A 21,542-nucleotide genomic window follows, 5' to 3' on the forward strand; every position below is an offset into this window, starting at 1 on the left:
AGGAAGTCTCAGATTCGTCAGCCTACGTGACGTTCGAAGCGGTGGAAGCCGGTGATCTTGTCGATTTCGGCCATCGCGTCAGCCGGAATCACAAAGCCCGCGGCCTTCATGTTGTTCTCCAGTTGGCTGGGCTTGGAGGCGCCGGCGATCACACAGCTGATCTCCGGGTGCTGCAGGATCCATGCCATGGAAAGCACCGGCAGGTTCGTGCCGAGCTCGTCGGCCACCTTGCGCAGCTGCTCGACCTTGTCGAGGTTCTCATCGGTCAGCAGATCGTTGATCTGGTGGTCGGACTGCCAGGTGGCGCGCGAGCCGGCCGGCAGCGGCTGGCCCTTGCGGTACTTGCCGGTCAGCAGACCCTGCGCGAGCGGGGAGAACGTGGTGATGCCGATGCCGAGCTTGCGGCAGGTGCCCATGATCTCATGCTCGATGTAACGGTCGTTTAGGTTATACTGCGGCTGAACCACGGTAATCGGGTACAGGTTGTAGCGGTCGATGATGCGCTGGGCCTCTTCAAGGCGAGCCGAACCCCACTCCTCGGAAACGCCATAGTACAGCACCTTGCCTTGGGCGACCAGGTCGCTCATCGCGCGCAAGGTCTCGGTAAGGTCGGTGGTCTCGTCAAAACGGTGGCAGAAGTACATGTCCAGATAATCGGTCTGCATGTTCTTCAGCGTCTGGTCGATGCTCTCGAAAATGTGCTTGCGGGACAGGCCGCGGTCGTTCACGCCTTCGCCGGTGGGGAAGTAGACCTTGCTGGAAATGACCAGTTCCTTACGCGGGTACTGCTTCAGCGTCTTGCCGAGGAAGCGTTCGGCCGCGCCGCCAGAATAGGCGTCCGCGCAGTCGAAGAAGTTGACGCCGGAATCGTAGGCGAGCTTCACGGTCTCCTTGGCCACGTCCTCAGCCGCCGTGCCCTTGAGATCCGTGACCCAGCTGCCCAGTGCGACCTCGCTGATCTTCAGTCCCGACTTGCCAACGCTGCGATACTTCATGTGTGCTCCTTGATAATCAATCGTCACCGTCGTCTCTTCATGGCCGGCCGTGAACGCTAACAATTCTTATTGAAACAGTTCAACCCCACTTGAACGCAAGTTGGCGGCTATTGCGACACGCCGGTGGTGACTTCGCGGGCGCAACGAATGAAATCATCAATGACGCTCCACCGATACGATGTGGCCGGAACGCCGAACTGAATGGCATATGCGGTATCCGGGCCGCAATCCAGCACGCGCAAAGTACGCAACCGTTCGCCGTCAAGCAGCGCTGGCAGGAACCGCTCCGGGCATAGGCAGGCACCCATGCCGTAATGGCACAGTTCCAGCAGAGTCAGTACGTTATCCGAACGGGCTGTGACTTTCGGCTCAAAACCGGCACGGCGGAACAGCAGATCGGCAATGCGTCCGTCAATATCTTGTGGGCTGCCTAGGAGAAACGGGCAATGCTCCAGTGAGGAAAGGTCACCTGCGGCAATGGCGCGCTCGTCCGGCGCGGTTCTGACGGCATCGACTTGGCCATTCGCCGCGCCACCGGTAGCGGCCAAATCCATCCACAGTGATTGTGCGAGGACCAGCACCATGCGCTCGTTATAGAAATCCATAAGTTCGATGCCGGCCGGTTTCCCGGCGAAGTCCGCCACCGCCAGATCAAGATCGCCGTTCGCCAGCCATTGTTGAATCTGATCGTTGCGGCCCTCAATGAGTTCAACGATGATATTCGGGCAGTCACGTTGCATCGCCTTCACAATCGGCGGCATGATCGCCCGGCTACGCGTGTAGGCAACACCCACGCGCAGCACGCCGGCCTGATCGCCGGCGATGTCGCGCATTTCTTGGCCAAGTGCATCGCGATCGCGGCGGAATCGCTGCGCATATCGCGCGAACACCGTGCCGGCATAGGTCAATTCGAGCGGCACATGGCGTACGAAAAGCGTGCATCCGAGCTCCCGCTCTAGGGCGGCGATGTTCGCACTCAGCGTCTGCTGCGTGATCCCCAACCGTTTCGCCGCCTTGCTGAAGCTATGTTCCGAGGCCACGGCGGCGAAGTATTCGATGCTGAGAAAGTTCATGGCGATACTCCCGTGTGTATGGCGTTTGCGTGGTGTGTGTATGACGTGTCGTGGCGCGAATCAATGCCACAGTATTAAACCTGTAATAGATATCAGTTTAGTCTGTATTTCTCCTGTTATCTTAGGTCATGGCTCGTGCGAATAGCGTTGATGTTTGCGACTGCGGGTCATGAGATGGAATCTGAGATGAGGCTGTAGCCGGAAGAGGAGAGGATCGCATGCTGGAAGCGGGCACGATGTTGCTGTTCTGTGCGGTGCTGTTTGCCAGCGTCGCCCTCGGCTGGTCGATTATTCCCGCGCTGTTCGTTGGTGTGCTGCTGTTCATGGGGTATGGGCTGGTTCGCCGGTGCTCGTTGCGCGCGATGGCGAGCCGTGCGGCCGGCAGCGTACGGTCCGCGGGGACCGTGGTGGTGGCCTTCGTGCTCATCGGCGTACTGACCTCGCTGTGGCGGGCCAGCGGGACCATCGCCTTCATCGTGGCCCATTCGACCGCGGTGATTCACGCCGCCACGGTGATTCCGCTGTCGTTTCTACTGTGCTCGGCGATGTCGGTGCTGGTCGGGTCGTCGTTCGCCAGTGCGGCGACTATGGGCACCATCTGCATGTCGTTGGGATTGTCGATGCAGGCGAACCCGGTGATGCTCGGTGGCGCGATTCTTGCGGGCGTCTATGTGGGCGATCGTTGTTCGCCGGTTTCCACCAGTGCCTTGCTGGTCAAACAGCTTACGCATACGAACCTGTTCAATACTATTGCCCGCATGCTGCGCACGGGTGCGGTGCCGTTTGTGCTGAGTTGTGTGGTATACGTTGCGGCTGCGGTGGTGGAGTGGCTGTGCGCGAGCGGTGGTTCCGGATTTGGTGCGGCTAGTGCGGCTAGTGCGGCTGCTACGGCTGGCTCGGCTGGCTCGGCTAGAGCGGCTGTTTCAACCAACGCAAGCAGCATAACCGATATCGGCGGATTGTTCTCATCGGCCTTCGATTTGCATTGGCTTACCCTAGTTCCAGCATTACTGGTCATCGTGTTGGCGTTGCTGCGTGTGGATGTTCGGCTGCTTATGCTCGCCAGCATTGCCGCCTCGGTCGCGGTATGCGTGGGCGTGCAGCACATGGAATGGGCAGAACTGTTGCGGCTGCTTATTTTCGGTTACCATGCGCAAAATCCGCAGGTGGCCGCACTCCTGGACGGCGGCGGCATCCTCTCCATGCTCACTGTGATGGCCACTGTCTGTATCTCCTCCGCCTACGCCGGCATTTTTGCCGAGACGCGGATGCTTGCTCGGCTGCAGCAGGTCATCGAGATGCTCGGTCATCGCATCGGCGCATGTGGTGCCACCATGATTACCGCGACTTGCGCGGCGGCGCTCGCCTGCAACCAAACCCTCACCATCATGCTCACTCACCAGTTGTGCGGTGGGCTGTACGGCGACGACGAATCCGAACGCTCCGCACAAGCTATCGATTTGGAAGACAGTGCCGTGGTGATCGCTCCGCTGATTCCTTGGTCGATCGCCGGTGCCGTGCCGCTTGCCACCATCAACGCGCCCACACTCAGCCTGGCCGCCGCGACCTTCCTCTACCTGCTGCCGCTCTCGCGGATGCTCGCCTCGGCTGTACGCCGCCGCTCGGGATTTCGGACTCGGCATCGATCCCAAAATCAAAACCCGGGACTCGCCATCCCACACCGGCCCAAACCCATGCTCCACATGTTCGCTCATGGTTTCCATCCTAAGTCGGGCGATTGAGCGCACGAGGCAATCAGGCCGAGAACTGTTTGCCGAATTCCGAGAAGAGCTGACGGCGGGCGAAGACGAGCAGGCCGAGCAGCACCAGCAGGGAGACCAGCCCGCTGACCATCACCAGTACATCCCACGGAGCCCAGCCGAGCGGAATGAACGTCAGAGGCATCAGACCAGCGACGATGTCGAACGCCAGATACTTGGCGTACTCGTCAATGGCCTTGGCCCGCAGCACGATAAGCAGCACCACGTCAAAGACCAGCGAAACCAGACACGTGATCGGTATGACGAACATGGTGACGACATGATTCATCGTCGCCACAAACCAGACCAGCGCAATCGCCAGCATGATATAGAAATATCGAAACATGAGGCGAAGCGGCCGCGGCACGTGCAGAATCGCACTATTGATGAACAGCACGCTGATGATCAGCGCGGCCGCCGATGCACTGGCAATCGGTATCGGCCACGAAAACAGATAGCTGAAGAAGCCATGCAGCAGCAAAATCGCGCCGGTTACAAACGTGATGATTTCCACCGCCAAACGCCTCGGACGCAGATAGATCTGCTGCGCGGGGAATGCGGCGGGGGAGGCCTCGCCGCGCAATTCGTTCTGGCAGAGCGGGCAACGGGCCATATCGCCGGTGAAATCGACGGTGCAGGCATCGCAATGCTTCATGCCGACGCTCCTTTCTCCACATGCACGCCAGCGATGTTCATACGGCCGCTGATGCCCTGCGCGGCGAGAATCCGACACAGGTTCTTGATGACGTTCAGATCATGGTAGATGGTGGAGATGCCGATGCTCAGGTCGTCGCCGAACGAGCAGACCGTGAAATTCAGGCTGGCCGGTGTGGTGAGGAAGCTCACCGAACGTACATGGCGCGCGAGTCGTTCGTCCAAGGTGACTCGGCCAAGGTTCGAGACGGTGGTCGTGGTCTCGCGGTCGGCGATGAACCGGGCCAGCTCCAGCACCCAGTCCTTGGCAGGGGAGGGCGCAAGACGCAGCACCGGATTCTTTTCCAGCGCAATCATACGGTTCATATGCGATTCGACGCGCTCGCGACTGGTGGCATGGCCGAGCTGCTCCTGCACATGGCGGGCGATGTCGGCCAACGGCTCATCGGTCAGCAATCCACCCATACCGTTGCCGTGCGCGGTGCGGGCGGCGGACTGCTGGCCGTCGCCGGCTGCGTCTGGGCTTGTTGCGGAAGTTTTCGCGGAGTCCTCATCGGCTTCGATTTCGGCCGGCGTGTACGCCACGTAAGTCATGCCGTAGAAGTTGCGCACGGTCTCCGACCTGAAGAAGGCGCGCAAGTCGACCGGAATATCCACGCGAATCGCGCGATTGCGGGCGCGCGAGGGCATGACGTCGCGAATCGCGCACAGTATCGCGGCGATGAGGTAGGAGGTGAGACTCACTCCGCACTGATGCGCTGCACCAAGCACCTTGCTGGCGCTGACGTGGTATTCCATGAACGTAGGCGCGGCCCGGTCGATGGGGCCGGCCAGCCGGTAGATCTTCGTGCCTGGCGCAGCGCCGGCCTTGTCTTTCTCGTAGTATTTGTCGAAGCTGTTTTCGGCTTTGTCGCTATCCGAACCGTCGTAATCCGAAGGCACGCCCGGCACGTCGTATCGCTCGGCGATGTAGGCGTGCAGCAGCGACTTGAACAGGTTGATGGCGCCGCGACCGTCCGAAATGATGTGCGAGACCTCGAGATTGACACGATTGCGGAAATAGCTTACGCGGAACAGCATGCTTTTGGGCCCGTAATGCAGTCGCGAGCATATCGGCAGATGTTCCGGCTCCACCAGCGGCCGGCCGTCTGACTGTTCGAGGTAATGCCAGAACATGCCGTTGAGCAGGTGCACGTTGAAGCTCGGGAACTGGGCGATGGCATGGTCGAGCGCGTGCTGCAGGATGTCCGGATCGATGCCGTCCGCCAGCTCGGCCGAATAGCGGAACACGGTCTGCGAGGAGCGGCCAGCCTGGGAGGAGTAGAACTTGCCGATGTTGTCTAGTCGGTACCAAGTACGTCTTGCCACGCGTCGCCTCCCTCCGGTGCGTTGGCGGTGGTGCCGGTGCCGGGAGCTGGTTCCAGCGGTGTGCCGTCGAGGAAATGCTCGATGATTCGGTAGGTGGTGGCCACCAGTCCCACGGCCGACGTATTGAGCAGGTAGCCGTGGATGCCATCGTGAATTCGGTAACAGGAGACGTTGTCGTTCACCAATTGCAGGCGACGGGCGTACGCTTCGTCCTCGTCTCTGAGCGGGCAGTATTCGGCGGACAACACCAGCGTGCGCGGCTGATTGCTCAGGTCGTGCGCGGTGAGCGGCGCGAAATACGGATTGGTCAGATCGGCCACGGACGAACGGTACATGTCGATGTAGTCGGCCATGTCCTGTGCGGTGAGGATGTAGTCGGTGCCGTTGGTCCGCACCGATTCGAACGGGCTGGTCTCGGGATTGTAATCGTTGCCGACTACCGGGTAAAGCAGCATCTGCGTGCGCGGCATGAACTCGCCGCGGTCGCGGGCCATGAGCGAGACGGCGGCCGCAAGATTGCCGCCCGCGCTGTCGCCAAACAGCACGATGCTGTCGGGATCCGGTGCTGGGATTGTCGCAGATATATCGCCCCCGCCGGCGGGGGCTGTCGGCGCAGCCGACTGGGGGTGATCAACATCAACAGAACCACCCACCCCAGAAATCGGCAATTCCCCAGCAAACAGCTGCCGGGCTACCTCATAGCAATCCTCAACAGCAGTAGGGAAGCGGTATTCAGGAGCCAGCCGGTACTCGACTGAGATCACACGGCGTTGCAGACGTACGGCCATATGCGCGCAAGCCTGCGTGTACAGGTTGATGCCGCCTGTGGTCCAACCGCCACCGTGGAAAAACAGGATCGTGCCACGCGGCGTGACTGAGGGAAGTTCCGTGTTGGCATTGCCGGAAATACCGTCGGCGTTGCCGCTCGACGTGCTTTCCTTGATGAGTATTTTGGGTAGGACTTTGGGTAATACGGCGGGCAGAATCGCGGATATTGCCGAGGCCACGGGCGTGCCATTGGCGGAAGATTCCTCCAGGGCTTCGGGCAGGGGCGCTCCATAGGCGACCAGCGGCGTGAACACTCGCAATGGTACGGCATATCCATCCGCCATAGGCGCGAAGGCGTCCTCGACACGGCATTTCGGATTGTCGGGTGCCTGCTTGGCGATAAGCTCTTCCGCCACGCGCTGCAATTTGTACGACTTGCCCGCGTTGGGCTTGATGTAGCTGGCGGCCTTCATCGCGGCGAACAATGCCTCGTTGATCGGCATGACGACAGGTCCTTTCAGCGGCGGATTCGGTAGTGCGAACACCCCAACCTTAGCCCATGACCGGCATGAACAAAAAAGGGAAGGAACCCGAGAGTTCCTTCCCTGTGTGCCGTATCAGACGCGATACGCGCCGATTATCAGGCGGTGAAGTATTCCACGCCGGCCTCGAAGATCGGCTGGTACTTGTTGCCGGGCACGTTGACGTACAGGCCGTTGCCGGAACGCTCCGAGTGACCCATCTTGCCAAACACGCGGCCGTCCGGGCTGGTGATGCCCTCGATGGCGAGCAGCGAGCCGTTCGGGTTCACATCCAGGTCCATGCCGGGGGTGCCGGCCTCGTCCACGTACTGCGTGGCGATCTGGCCGTTGGCCCTGAGCTGGGCGAGCACCTCGTCGGAGGCCACGAAGCGGCCCTCGCCGTGGGAGATGGCCACGGTGTGAATGTCGCCGACCGAAGTCTTGGACAGCCACGGGGAGAGGTCGGAGGCCACGCGCGTGCGGACCAGTCGGCTCTGGTGGCGGCCGATGGTGTTGAAGGTCAGCGTCGGGCAGGCGTCGGTCATCGGCACGATGTCGCCGTACGGCACCAGACCCAGCTTGACGAGCGCTTGGAAGCCGTTGCAGATGCCGAGCATCAGACCATCGCGGTTCTTCAGCAGGTCACGCACGGCCTCGGTGACGGCCGGCGCACGGAAGAACGCGGTGATGAACTTGGCGGAACCGTCCGGCTCGTCGCCGCCGGAGAAGCCGCCCGGGATCATCATGATCTGGCTCTTGTTGATCTCGTCGACCAACGCCTGCGTGGATTCGGCGACGGCGGCCGGCGTCAGGTTGTTGACGATCAGTGTGGTCACATCGGCGCCGGCACGCTCGAAGGCGGCGGCGGAATCGTACTCGCAGTTGTTGCCCGGGAACACCGGGATCACCACATGCGGCTTGGCCACGGAAGAGCCGACGTACACGGTCTTCTTCGGCGCGTGGAAGTCGATGGTCTCGACGGTCGCGCCCTTGTCCTCGCCCTTGGAACGGTACGGGAACACGGATTCGATGCCGGACTCCCAAGCTTCCTGCACAGCGTCCAGGTCCAGCGTCTCGCCGGCGGCCTTGAACACGTACTCGGAGGTGGTGGTGCCGATTTCGCCGATCTCGACCAAATTGGAGACGGCCGGAAGCTTGGCATCGTCCGCCAGCTCGACGATGAACGAACCGTATGCCGGGGTGAACAGGTCGTCCACGGCGATGCTGTCGTTCAGGGTCACGCCGATGCGGTTGCCGAGCGTCATCTTGAACAGGGCTTCGGCGGTGGCGCCATAGCCCGGCGTAGAGACGGCCAGGGCATCGTGGAAGTCGGTGAGCTCCTCGATCACGGAGAACACCTCAAGCAGCGCATCCTTGTCCGGGGTCAGACCGTCGGCCAGGTAGCGCGGCGCGATGCGTACGATACGGTGATCGGCGTCCTTGAATTCAGGGGAGGTGGCGCGCTTCATGTTGCCCACGGCCACGGCGAAGGAGATCAGCGTCGGCGGCACGTCGAGATCCTCGAACGAACCGGACATGGAGTCCTTGCCGCCGATGGCGCCGGCGCCCAGGTCCACCTGGGCCATCAGCGCGCCGAGTACGGCGGCCGCCGGCTTGCCCCAGCGTTCCGGCTCGTCGCGCAGCTTCTCGAAGTACTCTTGGAAGCTCAGGTAGGCCTTCTCATGCTCGAAGCCGGCCGCGACCAGCTTGGCCAGCGACTCGACCACGGACAGGTAGGCGCCGGTGAACTGGTTCTTGGACATGATGTACGGGTTGAAGCCCCACGCCATCGCCGAAGCGGTGGTGGTCTCGCCGAACACCGGCAGCTTGGCGACCATGGCCATGTTCGGGGTGAGCTGACGCTTGCCGCCGAACGGCATGAGCACGGTGCCCGCGCCGATGGTGGAGTCGAAGCGCTCCGAAAGGCCCTTGTTGGAGGCCACGTTGATGTCGGTGACCAGCTTGTTCATGCGTTCGGCCAGCGTGCCCTCGCCCCACGGGGTCTCGTAGGACTGCTGTTCCTCGACATGCACGGTCTGGTGCTTGGAAGCGCCGTTGGAGGCCAGGAACTCACGGGACAGATTCACGATCTTGTCGCCGTTCCAGGTCATCACCATGCGCGGGTCCTCGGTCACGGTGGCAATCACCGTGGCTTCGAGGTTCTCTTCGCGGGCGTAGGCCAGGAACTCGTCCACGTCCTCGGCGGCCACGTCCACGGCCATGCGCTCCTGGGATTCGGAGATGGCCAGCTCGGTGCCGTCCAGGCCCTCGTATTTCTTGGGCACGGTGTTGAGGTCCACGAACAGGCCGTCGGCCAACTCGCCGACCGCCACGGACACGCCACCCGCGCCGAAGTCGTTGCAGCGCTTGATCAGACGGCAGGCATCGCCGCGGCGGAACAGACGCTGCAGCTTGCGCTCCACCGGAGCGTTACCCTTCTGCACTTCGGCGCCGTCGAGCTCGAGCGATTCCACGTTATGCGCCTTGGACGAACCGGTGGCACCGCCGATGCCGTCACGGCCGGTGCGGCCGCCCAGCAGGATGATCTTGTCGCCAGGGGCCGGGGTTTCGCGGCGCACATGGTCGGCCGGGGTGGCGGCCACGACCGCACCCACCTCCATGCGCTTGGCCACGTAGCCGGGGTGGTAGATCTCGTCGACCTGACCGGTGGCCAGACCGATCTGGTTGCCGTAGGAGCTGTAGCCGGCGGCGGCGGTGGTCACGAGCTTGCGCTGGGGGAGCTTGCCTTCCAGCGTCTCGGAGACCGGCACGGTCGGGTCCGCGGCGCCGGTGACGCGCATCGCCTGATACACGTAGGAGCGGCCGGACAGAGGATCGCGGATGCAGCCGCCGATGCAGGTGGCCGCGCCACCGAACGGTTCGATTTCGGTGGGGTGGTTGTGGGTCTCGTTCTTGAACAGGAACAGCCAGTCCTCGTCGTGGCCGTTCACGTCAACCTTGACCTTGACGGTGCAGGCGTTGATTTCCTCGGACTCGTCAAGGCCGGTCAGGACACCGTTCTTCTTGAGCCACTTGGCGCCGATGGTGCCCATGTCCATGAGGCAGACGGGCTTGGCGTCACGGCCGAGCTCGTGGCGCATCGCCAGGTAACGCTCGAAGGCGGCCTTGACGGTGGCGTCATCGATGGTCACTTCGTCCAGCTCAGTGCCGAACGTGGTGTGACGGCAGTGGTCAGACCAGTAGGTGTCGATCACCTTGATTTCGGTGATGGTGGGCTCGCGGCCCTCCTCGCTGAAGTACTTCTGGCAGAATTCGAGGTCGGCCAGATCCATGGCCAGACCGCGCTCGTCGATGAACTTCTGGCCGGCTTCGGCGTCCATCTCGTTGAAACCGGCGATGGTCTCGACCTTGCCGGGCACCGGCACCTGGGTCTTCAGGGTTTCCTTGGTCTCCAGGCTGGCCTCGCGGGCCTCGACCGGGTTGATCACGTAATGCTTGATGGTGTCCACGTCGGCGTCGGTCAGGTCGCCTTCCAGCGCGTACAGCTTGGCGGAGCGGACGGTCGGGCGCTCGCCCTGGGAGATGAGCTGGATGCATTCGGCGGCGGAGTCGGCGCGCTGGTCGAACTGGCCGGGCAGGAACTCGGTGGCGAAGACCTTGGCGCCGGCGAAGTCGGGCAGGTCGTAGGCCACATTGTCCACCTGAGGCTCGCTGAACACGGTGGGTACGGTCTGGTCGAACAGCTCCTGGGAGATGCCTTCGACGTCATAGCGGTTCACGATGCGCAGGGCCTTGAGGCCGGTCAGTCCGAGGATCGTGCGCAGTTCGCCCGCAAGCTGCTGGGCTTCGACATCAAAGCCGGGCTTCTTTTCCACGTACACGCGAAAAACCATGGAAATCCTTTCTTGAAATTAAAGACAATTGGCTCCCCTCGAGAGGGGAGCCAGATAATGCATTACTCGGCGACTTCGATGCCTTCGGACTTGGCGAGTTCGGCGAGGCGCTCCTCGATCTCTTCGTAGGCCGGGATGATGCTGCCGAGACCACGGCGGAACAGGTCCTTGTCAAGGTGCTCGACCTTGCCGGAGTGGTCCTTCTGGTCCCACAGACGGCAGGAATCCGGGGTGATCTCGTCGGCCAACAGCAGCGTGCCGTCGGTGGCGCGGCCCATTTCGATCTTGAAGTCGACCAGCTTGACGTCGATCTTGGCGAAGATCTCGATCAGGGCCTCGTTGATCTTGCGGGCCAGCGGGGCGATCTCGGCGAGATCCTCGCGAGTGCATACGCCGAGGGCCACCAGGTCATCGTCGTTGACGAACGGATCGTGCAGATCATCGTTCTTCAGGAAGTACTCAAGCACCGGCTCCTTGAGCGGCAGGCCTTCCTCCACGCCCAGACGGGAGCAGAAGTGGCCGGCGGCCACGTTGCGCAGCACGATCTCCAACGGGAACATGTTCACCTTGCGCACCAGCTGGCCGGTGTCGTCCACTCGCTTAATAAGGTGGCTGTCGATGCCGCGCTTCTTGAGCAGGTCGAAGATGATGGTGGTGATGAGGTTGTTCAGGCGGCCCTTGCCGGTGAAGTCTTCCTTCTTTTCACCATCGCCAGCGGTGGCGGTGTTCTTGTATTCGACCCACAGAACCTCGGGATCGTCGGTTGCGTACAGTTGCTTGGCCTTGCCCTCGTAGAGCTTTTCCAGCTTCTCCATGACTCACCTTTCAGGAGTGGAATTTCTGGGTGAACTAACGGTAAAAGGGTACCAATCGAGGGCTACAACAACACTCAGCATGACGCTACGATGCGGCCAGCGCATCATACGTCGCTGCATCGAACGGCCATACGCTGTTGGGATGGCGGAGGCGGCCGTCATTGGCCAGTACGATCAGCTCGTCTCCGGTCGTGTAGCCTTCCGGCATGAAGGTATCTACAGAAGCGCGTGTGAATACTCAGATGTTCGTCAATAGACGAAACATGACTCTTCGGCCATATGCACACGATAATGGGAGTGACGAAATGGTACAAGGAGGTTCGTCATGATCGTTCATCCACGACCCGGACGGCAATAATATTGAGGCCATGCTGAGCTGATCAGGCCGTGGACTACTCCACGGTAATCGTCAACGCATCGGCCACGAGGCCGGCCTTGGCACGGGCGTCGGCTTCGGACTCGCCGACGGCCAGTGCCACGGCCATGCGGCGGTGGCCATGCACTTCGGGCTTGGCAAAAATGCGCAGGTCCGTGCCGGGTTCGGCCAGAGCAGCGGCCACATCGGTGAACTCGGCCTCACCGTCGCCGGCCACCACAATCGCATGGCTTGCCGCCACCGAGCCGGCCGGAATCGTGAGCGCCACATGCTCGGGGGTGATCGGCAGGCCGAGAATCGCGCGGGCGTGCAGCGCGAACTCGCTCAGACGCTGGGAGGCCATCGTCACCATACCGGTATCGTGCGGACGGGGGGAGACCTCGTTGAACAGAATCGAGCCGTCGGTGAGCACGAACAGTTCCACGCCGAATACGCCCCAACCGGTTTCGCCGGCCGCCTGAGCCTTGGCCACCAAGCCTTCAACGGCGGTACGTGCGATGTCGCGCGCCCGCTCGGCCTCACCATCGGGTTCGGTAGCCGGCTGCCAGGACTCGCGGTAATCGCCGGACTCCTGACGTTGGCCGATCGGCGTGCACGTCACAATGCCGGCGGACGAAGAAACAGTCAGTACCGTCAGCTCACGCTCCAGCGGGGCAAGCGCCTCAACGATCACGCGCGACACATCGCCCTCATCGGCGGCGCGACGGCCCTCCTGCGCTTCGGTCCAAGCGGCATCGATGGCGTCGGCGGAACGCACCACCGACTGGCCGTGACCAGACGAGCTCATCACCGGCTTGACCACGCACGGATAGCCGACTTCCGAAGCTCCGGCGCGCAGCTCTTCCAGCGAGCCGGCAAAACGATACGGTGTAGTCGGCAAGCCCAATTCTTCGTGGGCCAGTACGCGCAGGCGCTCGCGGTCCATGCAAATCGCGGCGATTTCGGCGCTCGGCACCACCTGGGCGCCCGCGGCCGCAGTACCGGCCAGCACATCGGTGGCGATGGCCTCTACCTCGGGCACGATGATGTCCGGCTTGATTTCATCGAACAATGCCTGCAATTCGGCGGCATTCGCCATATCCAACGCGCGATATTCATGCGCCACCTGCTGGGCCGGAGCGCCGGCATACGAGTCAGCGGCGCACACCCACGCGCCCAGTCGCATGAGCTCGATGGCCACTTCCTTGCCCAGCTCACCAGCGCCCAAAAACAGCACGCGGGTGGGGTGCTTGCCCAGCGGTGTGCCCAGCGGGCGGTTGGCTGCGCGAGTTGCGGGGGAGACGGCGGAAGTCTCGGCGGGAATTGCGGGAGAGGAGGTGGAAGTCACGGCAGTATTTACGGCGTTCTCAGTCATACCCACATTCTGCCATGCCGCGATGATTTCGCCTATGCGGGGCTCGGATTCGGCGACGTGCGCTGCGGAGCGCGTGATTCAATATTGGGCAAAATGCGGCAGCCCATACCATTTCACACGCGTTCATGCAGCGCGGCCGACGCCATTGCAGCGCGGTGGTTTAGGATGGGGCAATGCGCGAAAACGGGATTGAAGAGAGCATTGATCGTCCTCTGACTATCGCTCTTGTGGTCGATACGGTGGGCAATCAGGGCAACGGTACCTCCAATTCGGCCTTGCAATGGGCTGCAGAATTGGAGCGGCAAGGCCATCATGTGAGGCTTGTCGGTATAGGGGCGCCCGAATATCCGGCGCGCGTGAATAAGGTGCCGCTCGTCTCGTGGGTGGCCGCCAAGCAGCTCATGCAATTCGCCGAACCCAGCGACACGTTGTTCCGCACCGCCTTCCAAGGCGTGGATGTGGTGCATATCTATATGCCGTTCAAATTCGGCCGTCGTGCCGCTAAAGTCGCCCACCAAATGGGCATTCCCGTGACTGCCGGATTCCACCTGCAGCCGGAGAACGTGCTGTATTCGGCCGGCCCGCTACGTCGCATTCCCGGTATTTCCAGCTTCCTGTACTGGCTGTTCAAGCACTGGCTGTACAAGCACATTGACCACATCCATGTGCCCACCGAAATGACCGCGAGCCTGTTGCGCGCGCACGGGTATAAAGCCAAGTTGCACGTGATTTCCAATGGTTATTCACCGGTGTATTCGCCGAAGAAGCCGGCCGATCCGGATGCCTCGGCTCCCGTGCCGTTCCGCGTCATCGCTTCCGGCCGACTGGCTAGCGAGAAAGATCAGATTACGCTGATCAAGGCGGTGTCGATGTCCCGGCACGCCGGCGATATTCAGCTGGTGATCGCCGGTACTGGGCCGCTCAAGCAGTATCTCAAGTTCCGCGCCGGGCGTTTGCTGGCGCGCAAGGCCGATATCGGATTCCACAAGCACGCCGATATGCCCGATTTGTTGCGTTCGGGCGATTTGTTCGTGCATTGTTCGATTGCCGACATCGAATCGGTGAGCGTGATCGAGGCGATGGCGTGCGGATTGGTGCCGGTGATCGCCGCGTCCGAACTGTCGGCGGCCAGCCAGTTCGCGCTGATCGACGAGTCGTTGTTCCCCGTGCGAGACGCGGCCCTGCTGGCCCGACGCATCGATTGGTGGATCGCACATCAGGCCGAGCGCGCCGAATGGGGCGAAAAATACGCCGAATACACCAAGGCGCATTATTCCGTGGAAGCCTCGGTCCACAAGTTCGTGGATATGGAACGCAAGGCGATAGGGGAATAGGAGCCTTCTCGTTTGCGGAGAGGTCTTTCCCTCAGTCCGCCTGCGGTGGCCAGCTCCCTCATCAGAGGGATCTACGAAAAAACCTCCCTCTGATGAGGGAGGTGGCATCGCGAAGCGATGACGGAGGGAGAGATTAGCGAAGGGTTTTACAACAACTCAATAAGTTGATCGACCTCTTCAGGCGTGGTGGCCCAGCTGGTGCAGATGCGCATCACGGTGTGCGTGTCGTCGGCCTTTTCGGTAAAGCCGAGCTTGATCTCGCGCTCCAGACGGTCGATGGTCGGCTGATCCATCGTCACGAAAATCTGGTTGGTGGGCGCTTCGAAAGTGAGCGTGTAGCCCTTGGCGCGCAGGGCCTCGCGAATACGATCGGCCGCCTCATTGGCGTTGCGGGCGATCTTGAAATACAGGTTGTCGGTGAACAAAGCGTCAAACTGCGCGCCCAGCACAAAGCCCTTGGCCAGCAAGGCACCGTGCTGCTTGATGAGGGTCAAGAAGTGCTTCGGCGTGTTGTGCTTGGTAAACACCACGGCCTCGCCGAACAGGGCACCCACCTTGGTACCGCCGATGTAGAACACGTCGGCGATGGTCGCCAGATCCGCGAGCGTCATGTCTGAACCGGTGGCGGTCAGCGCGTAGCCGAGTCGCGCGCCATCCACGAACAGCGGCATGTCGTACTTGTGCGCCACATCGGCGATGGCCTGCAACTCGGCCTTGGAGTAGATGGTGCCATATTCGGTGCTTTGCGAGACGTACACGGAGCCCGGGAACACCATGTGCTCGTAGTTGCCGTCCGCATAGAAGGTCTTGCAGAACTCGTCCAGTTCGGTCGGGTCCATTTTGCCGTTGTGCTGGGGAATCGTGAGCACCTTGTGCCCGGAGAACTCGATGGCGCCGGCCTCGTGCACGTTCGGATGGCCGGAGGCGACCGCGACCACGCCTGCATACGCCGGGGTGATGGTGTCGATGACGACCTGGTTGGTCTGCGTGCCGCCGACGAGGAACCACACATCCGCGTCCGGCTGGCCGCAGGCCTCGCGGATCTTGGCCTTGGCCTGATCGCTCAGTTCGTCGGACCCGTAGCCCGAATACAGATGGTTGTTGGCTTCAGCCACGGCTTCAAGCACCGCGGGATGGGCGGCGCGGGAGTAATCGTTCTCAAAAGACAGCATGACGGACCTTTTGTCCTTATGTTCGGTGAATTGGATATGCCCTGAGTGTACAACGCGGTGGTTCCCGGCATGCCTATTTGGCCTATAACCCAGGAGCGGGGAATTCAGGGAGAAAAAACAAAACCCTTCCGCGAACGGAAGGGTTTTACTGGGGTGGCCAACGCGGCTCGAACGCGCGACCTTCTGAACCACAATCAGATGCTCTACCAACTGAGCTATGGCCACCATAGTGCCGTATTCAGCAAGCTGAATTCGCGCAACAGGTGAATACTATACACAACTTTGCGGATGTGTGCTCATCGGTGTGTCGCGATGGAATCAAGTGGTCGGTTTCATTCTTGGGGCCAGGCTGCGGGCTGTCTCAGATGGCGGGATGTGGATGAGTGGGTCTTGTGCGGCGATTGATGAAAAGTCAAGGCACACGACGGTGTGATGGTACGACCGGGGATTGCAGAAATGATTACGTGAGTGTTCGCAATGTGAGCATTATGTTTCATATCAACCGCGACCCGCCTAGTTTCATGCGATGTTACCTACACCAAACAAGGGAAGAGAAACACCATGGAAAAGGTTAAAGCCTTTGCAGATTGGCTGACCAAGTGGTTTACGGTCATCGTCATCGTCTGGGCCGTCTTCAACTACTTCGTGCCGGCCGCCAGCTTGTGGGGCAAGGCGTACACCGGCTACATGCTGGGCATCGTGCTGTTCGGCATGGGCCTGACCCTGACGCTGGACGACTTCAAGCGCATCCTGACCCAGCCGCTGATGGTCATCGTCGGCACCGTAGCTCACTTCATCATCATGCCGCTCATCGCCGTGGCCCTGTGCGCGATCTTCCACCTGTCCGGCCCGCTGGCCGTGGGCGTGATTCTCGTCGGCTGCTGCCCGTCTGGCACCTCCTCCAACGTGATGAGCTACCTGTCCCGTGGTGACGTGGCCCTCGATGTCTCCATCGGCATCCTCTCCACCCTGTGCGCCCCGTTCATGATTCCGCTGCTGATGCAGCTGCTCGCTTCTCAGTACGTGTCCGTGCCGACTCAGTCCCTGTTCCTCAACGCCGTCAAGGTGGTGCTCTTCCCGATCGCCCTCGGTGTGATCTGCCACATGATCTTCGGCAAGAAGATCGAGAAGGTTACGGTCGCCCTGCCTATCGTTTCTCAGGTGGCTATTCTGCTTATCATCGGCGTGGTCGTTGCCGCCAACGGTCCGAAGCTGTTCGTGGCCAGCTCCCTGGTGGCCATCCCGGTGGTCATCCTGCACAACCTGTGCGGCTACTCGCTGGGCTTCGGCTTCTCCAAGCTGATGTACAAGATCTACCCGAAGGGCTTCCGCTACGCACAGCAGAAGGCCATCACCTTCGAAGTCGGCATGCAGGACTCCGCTCTGGGCGCAACCCTGGCCCTGACCTCCTTCGCAACCAACCCACTCGCTGCCGTGCCGTCCACCTTCTTCTCCGTGTGGCACAACATCTCCGGCTCTATCCTGTCCAGCTGGTGGCGCAACCACGATGACAAGCACGAGATCCACTGGGATTCCGACAATGGCGAGAAGGGCTCTGCCAAGAGCACCGTTTCAGCGGCCCACCCGTTCGACGCCGATAAGGCCGCCAAGGTCGCTGCCTGAAATCCTGAAATGGTGAGAAAGGTCGGGTAAGGCACGACTCCAGTCAGTCGGTCATCCACCTTTCCTACCTCGCATAACATAGCCGCTCCCGCTTACTCCCGATTGAGGTATCGGGCGTTTCGCGAGGGCGGTTTTGCTATAATTGGTAATGCAGAAAGCGGCAAGGTAATACGGCAAAGAGGCCGGGTCGCTAGAGGTTCCCATCGGATATGGAAGAGCACGAGGATGTGCTGGAAACAGATAACACAGAAGCGGATGTGGTGAAAAGAAACATAATGTAACCTCCTTGGCGGTGCCCCCGTGTGACATAGTCTCCGCGGGGGCACCTGCTGTGTGGCGTTCCCTTTTTGCGACGCATTCCCGGGAATATTGCGTTGGGAGAATAGTTGGGTGTGTGTTTTGCGACGCATTGGAATATTGCGTTGGGAGGAGAGGAAAAGTACGGGGGCGCAGGAGGTCCCCAAACCAGTGAGTTGTGGCTCGGCGCGTCGTTGTCCGGAGGAATCGTAATATAGATATTCGTGTGTGCCAACAGCACGCCTTATGTAACAGGCGAGCATGCTGGGATATCCTTCAAACCGCTGATCGCACGCAGTAATGCGCCGACGGGAGGGGCGAAGGCCATCGGGCCGGTGGACTGGGCTATCTTTTCCGATTCGTCGGGTGCCGCCAACAGGCGGATACCAAGCGAGTGTGCTGAAAAGTGTGGGTGCAGTGCGGCGGTCACACAAAAGCAAGAGAAACCACTGAATCGGAGAATTCAAGTTGCCTACTATTGAACAGCTCGTCCGTAAGGGACGTCAGGCAAAGCCGAAGAAGTCCAAGACTTTGGCCCTGAAGGGCAGCCCGCTGCGTCGCGGCGTGTGCACCCGTGTCTACACCACCACCCCGAAGAAGCCGAACTCGGCTCTGCGTAAGGTCGCTCGTGTGCGCCTGTCCTCGGGCATCGAAGTCACCGCCTACATTCCGGGCGAAGGCCACAATCTGCAGGAGCACTCCATCGTGCTCGTGCGCGGCGGCCGTGTGAAGGATCTCCCGGGTGTGCGTTACCACATCGTGCGTGGCGCGCTCGATACCCAGGGTGTCAAGGACCGTAAGCAGGGTCGTTCCCTGTATGGAGCAAAGAAGGCGAAGTAAGAGATATGTCACGTAAGGGACCTTCCAAGAAGCACGTCGTGCTGCCCGATCCGATCTACGGTTCCACCGTGGTGGCGCAGCTCATCAACAAGATTCTGCTTGACGGCAAGAAGTCGATCGCCGAAGACATCGTCTACTCCGCGCTCGATATGGTCAAGGAGAAGTCCGACCAGGAGCCGGTGGCTGTGCTCAAGCGCGCCCTGGACAACATCCGTCCGTCCCTCGAGGTTCGCTCCCGCCGTGTCGGTGGCGCCACCTACCAGGTGCCGGTCGAGGTCAAGCCGAACCGCGCCAACACCCTGTCGCTGCGCTGGCTGACCGACTTCTCCCGCGCCCGTCGTGAGAAGACCATGGCTGAGCGTCTCGCCAATGAGATCCTGGATGCCTCCAACGGCCTCGGTGCTTCTGTCAAGCGCCGCGAGGATACTCATAAGATGGCAGAGGCTAACAAGGCCTTCGCTCATTACCGCTGGTAATCACTCGCCCTGAGTAAAACTAAGGAAAAAGATGGCTGAAGAGATTTCGGACCTCCACGACGTCCGCAATATCGGCATCATGGCCCACATTGATGCCGGCAAGACCACCACTACCGAGCGTATTCTGTTCTACACCGGTAAGAACTACAAGATCGGCGAGACCCACGACGGCGCCTCCACCATGGACTTCATGGCGCAGGAGCAGGAACGTGGTATCACCATCCAGTCCGCTGCTACCACCTGCTTCTGGAGCCGTCAGTCCCACGACACCAAGGACAAGTTCCAGATCAACATCATCGATACCCCTGGCCACGTGGACTTCACGGCCGAGGTGGAGCGCTCCCTGCGTGTGCTCGATGGTGCCGTTGCCGTGTTCGACGGCAAGGAAGGCGTGGAGCCTCAGTCCGAGACCGTGTGGCGTCAGGCTGACAAGTACGGCGTTCCGCGTATCTGCTTCATCAACAAGATGGACAAGCTGGGCGCGAACTTCTACTACTCCGTCGACACCATCAAGGAGAAGCTGGGCGCTACTCCGATCGTGATGCAGTTGCCGATCGGTTCCGAGAACGACTTCACTGGCGTTGTCGACCTGGTTGAGATGCAGGCTTACGTGTGGAACGGCACCGAGGAGCTCGGCGCCAAGTACGACACCACTGAGATCCCGGACGACCTCAAGGACAAGGCTCAGGAGTACCACGAGAAGCTCGTGGAAGCCGCTGCCGAAGCCGACGACGACCTCATGAACAAGTTCTTCGAGGACGGCGACCTGTCCAAGGAAGACATCCGCGCTGGCGTGCGTAAGCTCACCATCGCCAAGGAAGCCTTCCCGATCTTCTGCGGTTCCGCCTTCAAGGACAAGGGCGTTCAGCCGATGCTGGACGGCGTTGTCGATTACCTGCCGTCTCCTGAAGACGTGCCGGCCATCAAGGGCTACAAGCCTGGCGATGAGTCCGTCGAGATCGACCGTCACCCGGTCAAGTCCGATCCGTTCGCGGCTCTGGTCTTCAAGATCTCCACCCACCCGTTCTACGGCAAGCTCGTGTTCGTGCGCGTCTACTCCGGCTCCGTTGTGCCGGGCGACTCCGTGCTCGACTCCACCCGCGAGAAGAAGGAACGTATCGGCAAGATCTTCCAGATGCACGCCGATAAGGAAAACCCGATGGACCGCGCTGACGCCGGTAACATCTACACCTTCGTGGGCCTGAAGAACGTGACCACCGGTGACACCCTGTGCGCCATCGACGATCCGATCACCCTCGACTCCATGACCTTCCCGGATCCTGTGATCCAGGTGGCCGTCGAACCGAAGACCAAGGCCGACCAGGAGAAGATGGGCATCGCCCTGTCCAAGCTGGCCGAAGAGGATCCGACCTTCCAGGTCACGACCGACGAAGAGTCCGGCCAGACCCTGATCGCCGGCATGGGCGAGCTCCAGCTCGACATCATCGTCGACCGTATGCGCCGCGAGTTCAAGGTTGAGTGCAACCAGGGCAAGCCGCAGGTCGCCTACCGCGAGACCATCCGCAAGGCCGTCATGGACCAGGGCTACACCCACAAGAAGCAGACCGGTGGTTCCGGCCAGTTCGCAAAGGTCCTGATGAACTTCGAGCCGCTCGACACCACCGAGGGCAAGACCTTCGAGTTCGAGAATAAGGTCACCGGCGGCCACATCTCCGCCGAATTCATCGGCCCCATCGAGGCCGGTGTCAAGGAGGCCATGGAGTCCGGTGTTCTCGCCGGCTTCCCGGTCGTGGGCGTCAAGGCCACCGTCACTGACGGCCAGATGCACCCGGTCGATTCCTCAGAAATGGCCTTCAAGCTCGCAGGTTCCATGTGCTTCAAGGAAGCTGCCCCGAAGGCCAAGCCGGTCATTCTCGAACCGATCATGAAGGTCGAAGTCCGTACGCCGGAAGAGTACATGGGCGAAGTCATCGGCGATCTGAACCAGCGCCGTGGCAACATCCAGTCCATGACCGACGGTGTCGGCGTCAAGGTCATCGACGCCAAGGTCCCGCTGTCCGAGATGTTCGGCTACATCGGCGACCTGCGTTCCAAGACCCAGGGTCGTGCCATGTTCACCATGGAGATGGACTCCTACGACGAGGTGCCGAAGAGCGTCTCCGAGGAGATCATCAAGGCCCAGCGCGGCGAGTGACACGCGCCACTGCATGAAGTAGCCAGTGTCTTCAGTCAGCGGTAATATCGTATACCGCTGACTGGGTTCTGGCTCTTCAAAGTGGCACATAACCCAGAAACCCAGTA

16 protein-coding genes and 1 tRNA gene are annotated in these 21,542 nt (G+C 61.0%); 6 read left to right on the top strand and 11 right to left on the bottom strand.

Features of this window, described 5'->3' with window-relative positions; genetic code table 11:
• Positions 1-17: 17 nt before the first annotated feature.
• Together AB5287_RS03125 and AB5287_RS03130 are read right to left on the bottom strand one after the other, a co-directional pair.
• Positions 18-995, bottom strand: a complete 978-nt coding sequence (locus tag AB5287_RS03125; RefSeq protein ID WP_007051219.1) for an aldo/keto reductase family protein — start codon at positions 993-995, stop codon at positions 18-20.
• 107 nt (positions 996-1,102) lie between these two features.
• Positions 1,103-2,068 (bottom strand): LysR family transcriptional regulator, encoded by a 966-nt coding sequence (locus AB5287_RS03130; protein ID WP_007051218.1) that lies wholly within the window; start codon positions 2,066-2,068, stop codon positions 1,103-1,105.
• 218 nt (positions 2,069-2,286) lie between these two features.
• On the opposite strand from AB5287_RS03130, the gene AB5287_RS03135 reads away from it, so the two are divergent.
• On the top strand, positions 2,287-3,810 hold the full coding sequence (locus AB5287_RS03135) for a Na+/H+ antiporter NhaC family protein (RefSeq protein ID WP_368220623.1): 1,524 nt from the start codon (positions 2,287-2,289) through the stop codon (positions 3,808-3,810).
• 13 nt (positions 3,811-3,823) lie between these two features.
• On the opposite strand, the gene AB5287_RS03140 is transcribed toward AB5287_RS03135, so the two are convergent.
• From AB5287_RS03140 to purT, 7 genes are all read right to left on the bottom strand, one after another.
• Positions 3,824-4,483, bottom strand: coding sequence for a DUF6320 domain-containing protein (locus AB5287_RS03140; RefSeq protein WP_007056333.1), 660 nt, complete (start codon positions 4,481-4,483; stop codon positions 3,824-3,826).
• On the bottom strand, positions 4,480-5,850 hold the full coding sequence (locus AB5287_RS03145) for a hypothetical protein (RefSeq protein ID WP_007051212.1): 1,371 nt from the start codon (positions 5,848-5,850) through the stop codon (positions 4,480-4,482). Before AB5287_RS03145 ends, AB5287_RS03140 begins: the two co-directional genes overlap by 4 nt.
• On the bottom strand, positions 5,823-7,121 hold the full coding sequence (locus AB5287_RS03150) for an alpha/beta hydrolase (RefSeq protein ID WP_007051211.1): 1,299 nt from the start codon (positions 7,119-7,121) through the stop codon (positions 5,823-5,825). Before AB5287_RS03150 ends, AB5287_RS03145 begins: the two co-directional genes overlap by 28 nt.
• Before the next feature lie 137 nt (positions 7,122-7,258).
• A complete protein-coding gene (locus tag AB5287_RS03155) occupies positions 7,259-10,993 on the bottom strand; it encodes a phosphoribosylformylglycinamidine synthase (RefSeq protein WP_202571444.1) in 3,735 nt (1,244 codons plus the stop codon).
• Between the two features lie 62 nt (positions 10,994-11,055).
• Positions 11,056-11,808 carry a phosphoribosylaminoimidazolesuccinocarboxamide synthase gene (gene purC, locus AB5287_RS03160; protein WP_007051209.1) on the bottom strand — a complete coding sequence of 251 codons (753 nt, stop codon included), beginning with the start codon at positions 11,806-11,808 and terminating at the stop codon, positions 11,056-11,058.
• Between the two features lie 85 nt (positions 11,809-11,893).
• Complete coding sequence (locus AB5287_RS03165) at positions 11,894-12,016, bottom strand: hypothetical protein (RefSeq protein WP_256866874.1); 123 nt, start codon at positions 12,014-12,016, stop codon at positions 11,894-11,896.
• A gap of 184 nt (positions 12,017-12,200) precedes the next feature.
• Entirely contained in the window at positions 12,201-13,538 is a 1,338-nt protein-coding gene (gene purT / locus AB5287_RS03170) for a formate-dependent phosphoribosylglycinamide formyltransferase (RefSeq protein ID WP_008783583.1), read from the bottom strand.
• Positions 13,539-13,711: 173 nt separating this feature from the next.
• On the opposite strand from purT, the gene AB5287_RS03175 reads away from it, so the two are divergent.
• A complete protein-coding gene (locus AB5287_RS03175; RefSeq protein WP_008783584.1) occupies positions 13,712-14,872 on the top strand; it encodes a glycosyltransferase in 1,161 nt (386 codons plus the stop codon).
• A 146-nt stretch (positions 14,873-15,018) separates the two neighbouring features.
• Here AB5287_RS03175 and AB5287_RS03180 read toward each other — a convergent pair whose 3' ends face one another.
• Both AB5287_RS03180 and AB5287_RS03185 read right to left on the bottom strand, forming a co-directional pair.
• Entirely contained in the window at positions 15,019-16,044 is a 1,026-nt protein-coding gene (locus AB5287_RS03180) for a low specificity L-threonine aldolase (RefSeq protein ID WP_007056348.1), read from the bottom strand.
• A 149-nt stretch (positions 16,045-16,193) separates the two neighbouring features.
• Positions 16,194-16,269, bottom strand: a tRNA-His gene (locus tag AB5287_RS03185).
• Between the two features lie 336 nt (positions 16,270-16,605).
• On the opposite strand from AB5287_RS03185, the gene AB5287_RS03190 reads away from it, so the two are divergent.
• The 4 genes from AB5287_RS03190 (at position 16,606) to fusA (ending at position 21,435) form a co-directional block, all read left to right on the top strand.
• Complete coding sequence (locus AB5287_RS03190; RefSeq protein WP_007056371.1) at positions 16,606-17,667, top strand: bile acid:sodium symporter family protein; 1,062 nt, start codon at positions 16,606-16,608, stop codon at positions 17,665-17,667.
• 765 nt (positions 17,668-18,432) lie between these two features.
• Positions 18,433-18,804: a 30S ribosomal protein S12 gene (gene rpsL, locus AB5287_RS03195; RefSeq protein ID WP_003813881.1), complete on the top strand. Its 372-nt coding sequence runs from the start codon at positions 18,433-18,435 to the stop codon at positions 18,802-18,804.
• A gap of 5 nt (positions 18,805-18,809) precedes the next feature.
• Positions 18,810-19,280: a 30S ribosomal protein S7 gene (gene rpsG, locus AB5287_RS03200; protein WP_003828652.1), complete on the top strand. Its 471-nt coding sequence runs from the start codon at positions 18,810-18,812 to the stop codon at positions 19,278-19,280.
• 31 nt (positions 19,281-19,311) lie between these two features.
• Positions 19,312-21,435: an elongation factor G gene (fusA, locus tag AB5287_RS03205; RefSeq protein ID WP_003832662.1), complete on the top strand. Its 2,124-nt coding sequence runs from the start codon at positions 19,312-19,314 to the stop codon at positions 21,433-21,435.
• Positions 21,436-21,542 lie beyond the last annotated feature (107 nt).

The organism is Bifidobacterium sp. RTP21102st3_E2_RTP21102_210122, from assembly GCF_040916945.1.
GTDB lineage: Bacteria > Actinomycetota > Actinomycetes > Actinomycetales > Bifidobacteriaceae > Bifidobacterium > Bifidobacterium longum.

Coding starts and splice junctions, on each gene's coding strand:
- AB5287_RS03125 (WP_007051219.1), bottom strand. CDS start 995: ATGAAGTATCGCAGCGTTGGCAAGTCGGGACTGAAGATCAGCGAGGTC.
- AB5287_RS03130 (WP_007051218.1), bottom strand. CDS start 2,068: ATGAACTTTCTCAGCATCGAATACTTCGCCGCCGTGGCCTCGGAACAT.
- AB5287_RS03135 (WP_368220623.1), top strand. CDS start 2,287: ATGCTGGAAGCGGGCACGATGTTGCTGTTCTGTGCGGTGCTGTTTGCC.
- AB5287_RS03140 (WP_007056333.1), bottom strand. CDS start 4,483: ATGAAGCATTGCGATGCCTGCACCGTCGATTTCACCGGCGATATGGCC.
- AB5287_RS03150 (WP_007051211.1), bottom strand. CDS start 7,121: ATGCCGATCAACGAGGCATTGTTCGCCGCGATGAAGGCCGCCAGCTAC.
- AB5287_RS03155 (WP_202571444.1), bottom strand. CDS start 10,993: ATGGTTTTTCGCGTGTACGTGGAAAAGAAGCCCGGCTTTGATGTCGAA.
- purC (WP_007051209.1), bottom strand. CDS start 11,808: ATGGAGAAGCTGGAAAAGCTCTACGAGGGCAAGGCCAAGCAACTGTAC.
- AB5287_RS03165 (WP_256866874.1), bottom strand. CDS start 12,016: ATGCCGGAAGGCTACACGACCGGAGACGAGCTGATCGTACTGGCCAAT.
- purT (WP_008783583.1), bottom strand. CDS start 13,538: ATGACTGAGAACGCCGTAAATACTGCCGTGACTTCCACCTCCTCTCCC.
- AB5287_RS03175 (WP_008783584.1), top strand. CDS start 13,712: ATGCGCGAAAACGGGATTGAAGAGAGCATTGATCGTCCTCTGACTATC.
- AB5287_RS03180 (WP_007056348.1), bottom strand. CDS start 16,044: ATGCTGTCTTTTGAGAACGATTACTCCCGCGCCGCCCATCCCGCGGTG.
- AB5287_RS03190 (WP_007056371.1), top strand. CDS start 16,606: ATGGAAAAGGTTAAAGCCTTTGCAGATTGGCTGACCAAGTGGTTTACG.
- rpsG (WP_003828652.1), top strand. CDS start 18,810: ATGTCACGTAAGGGACCTTCCAAGAAGCACGTCGTGCTGCCCGATCCG.
- fusA (WP_003832662.1), top strand. CDS start 19,312: ATGGCTGAAGAGATTTCGGACCTCCACGACGTCCGCAATATCGGCATC.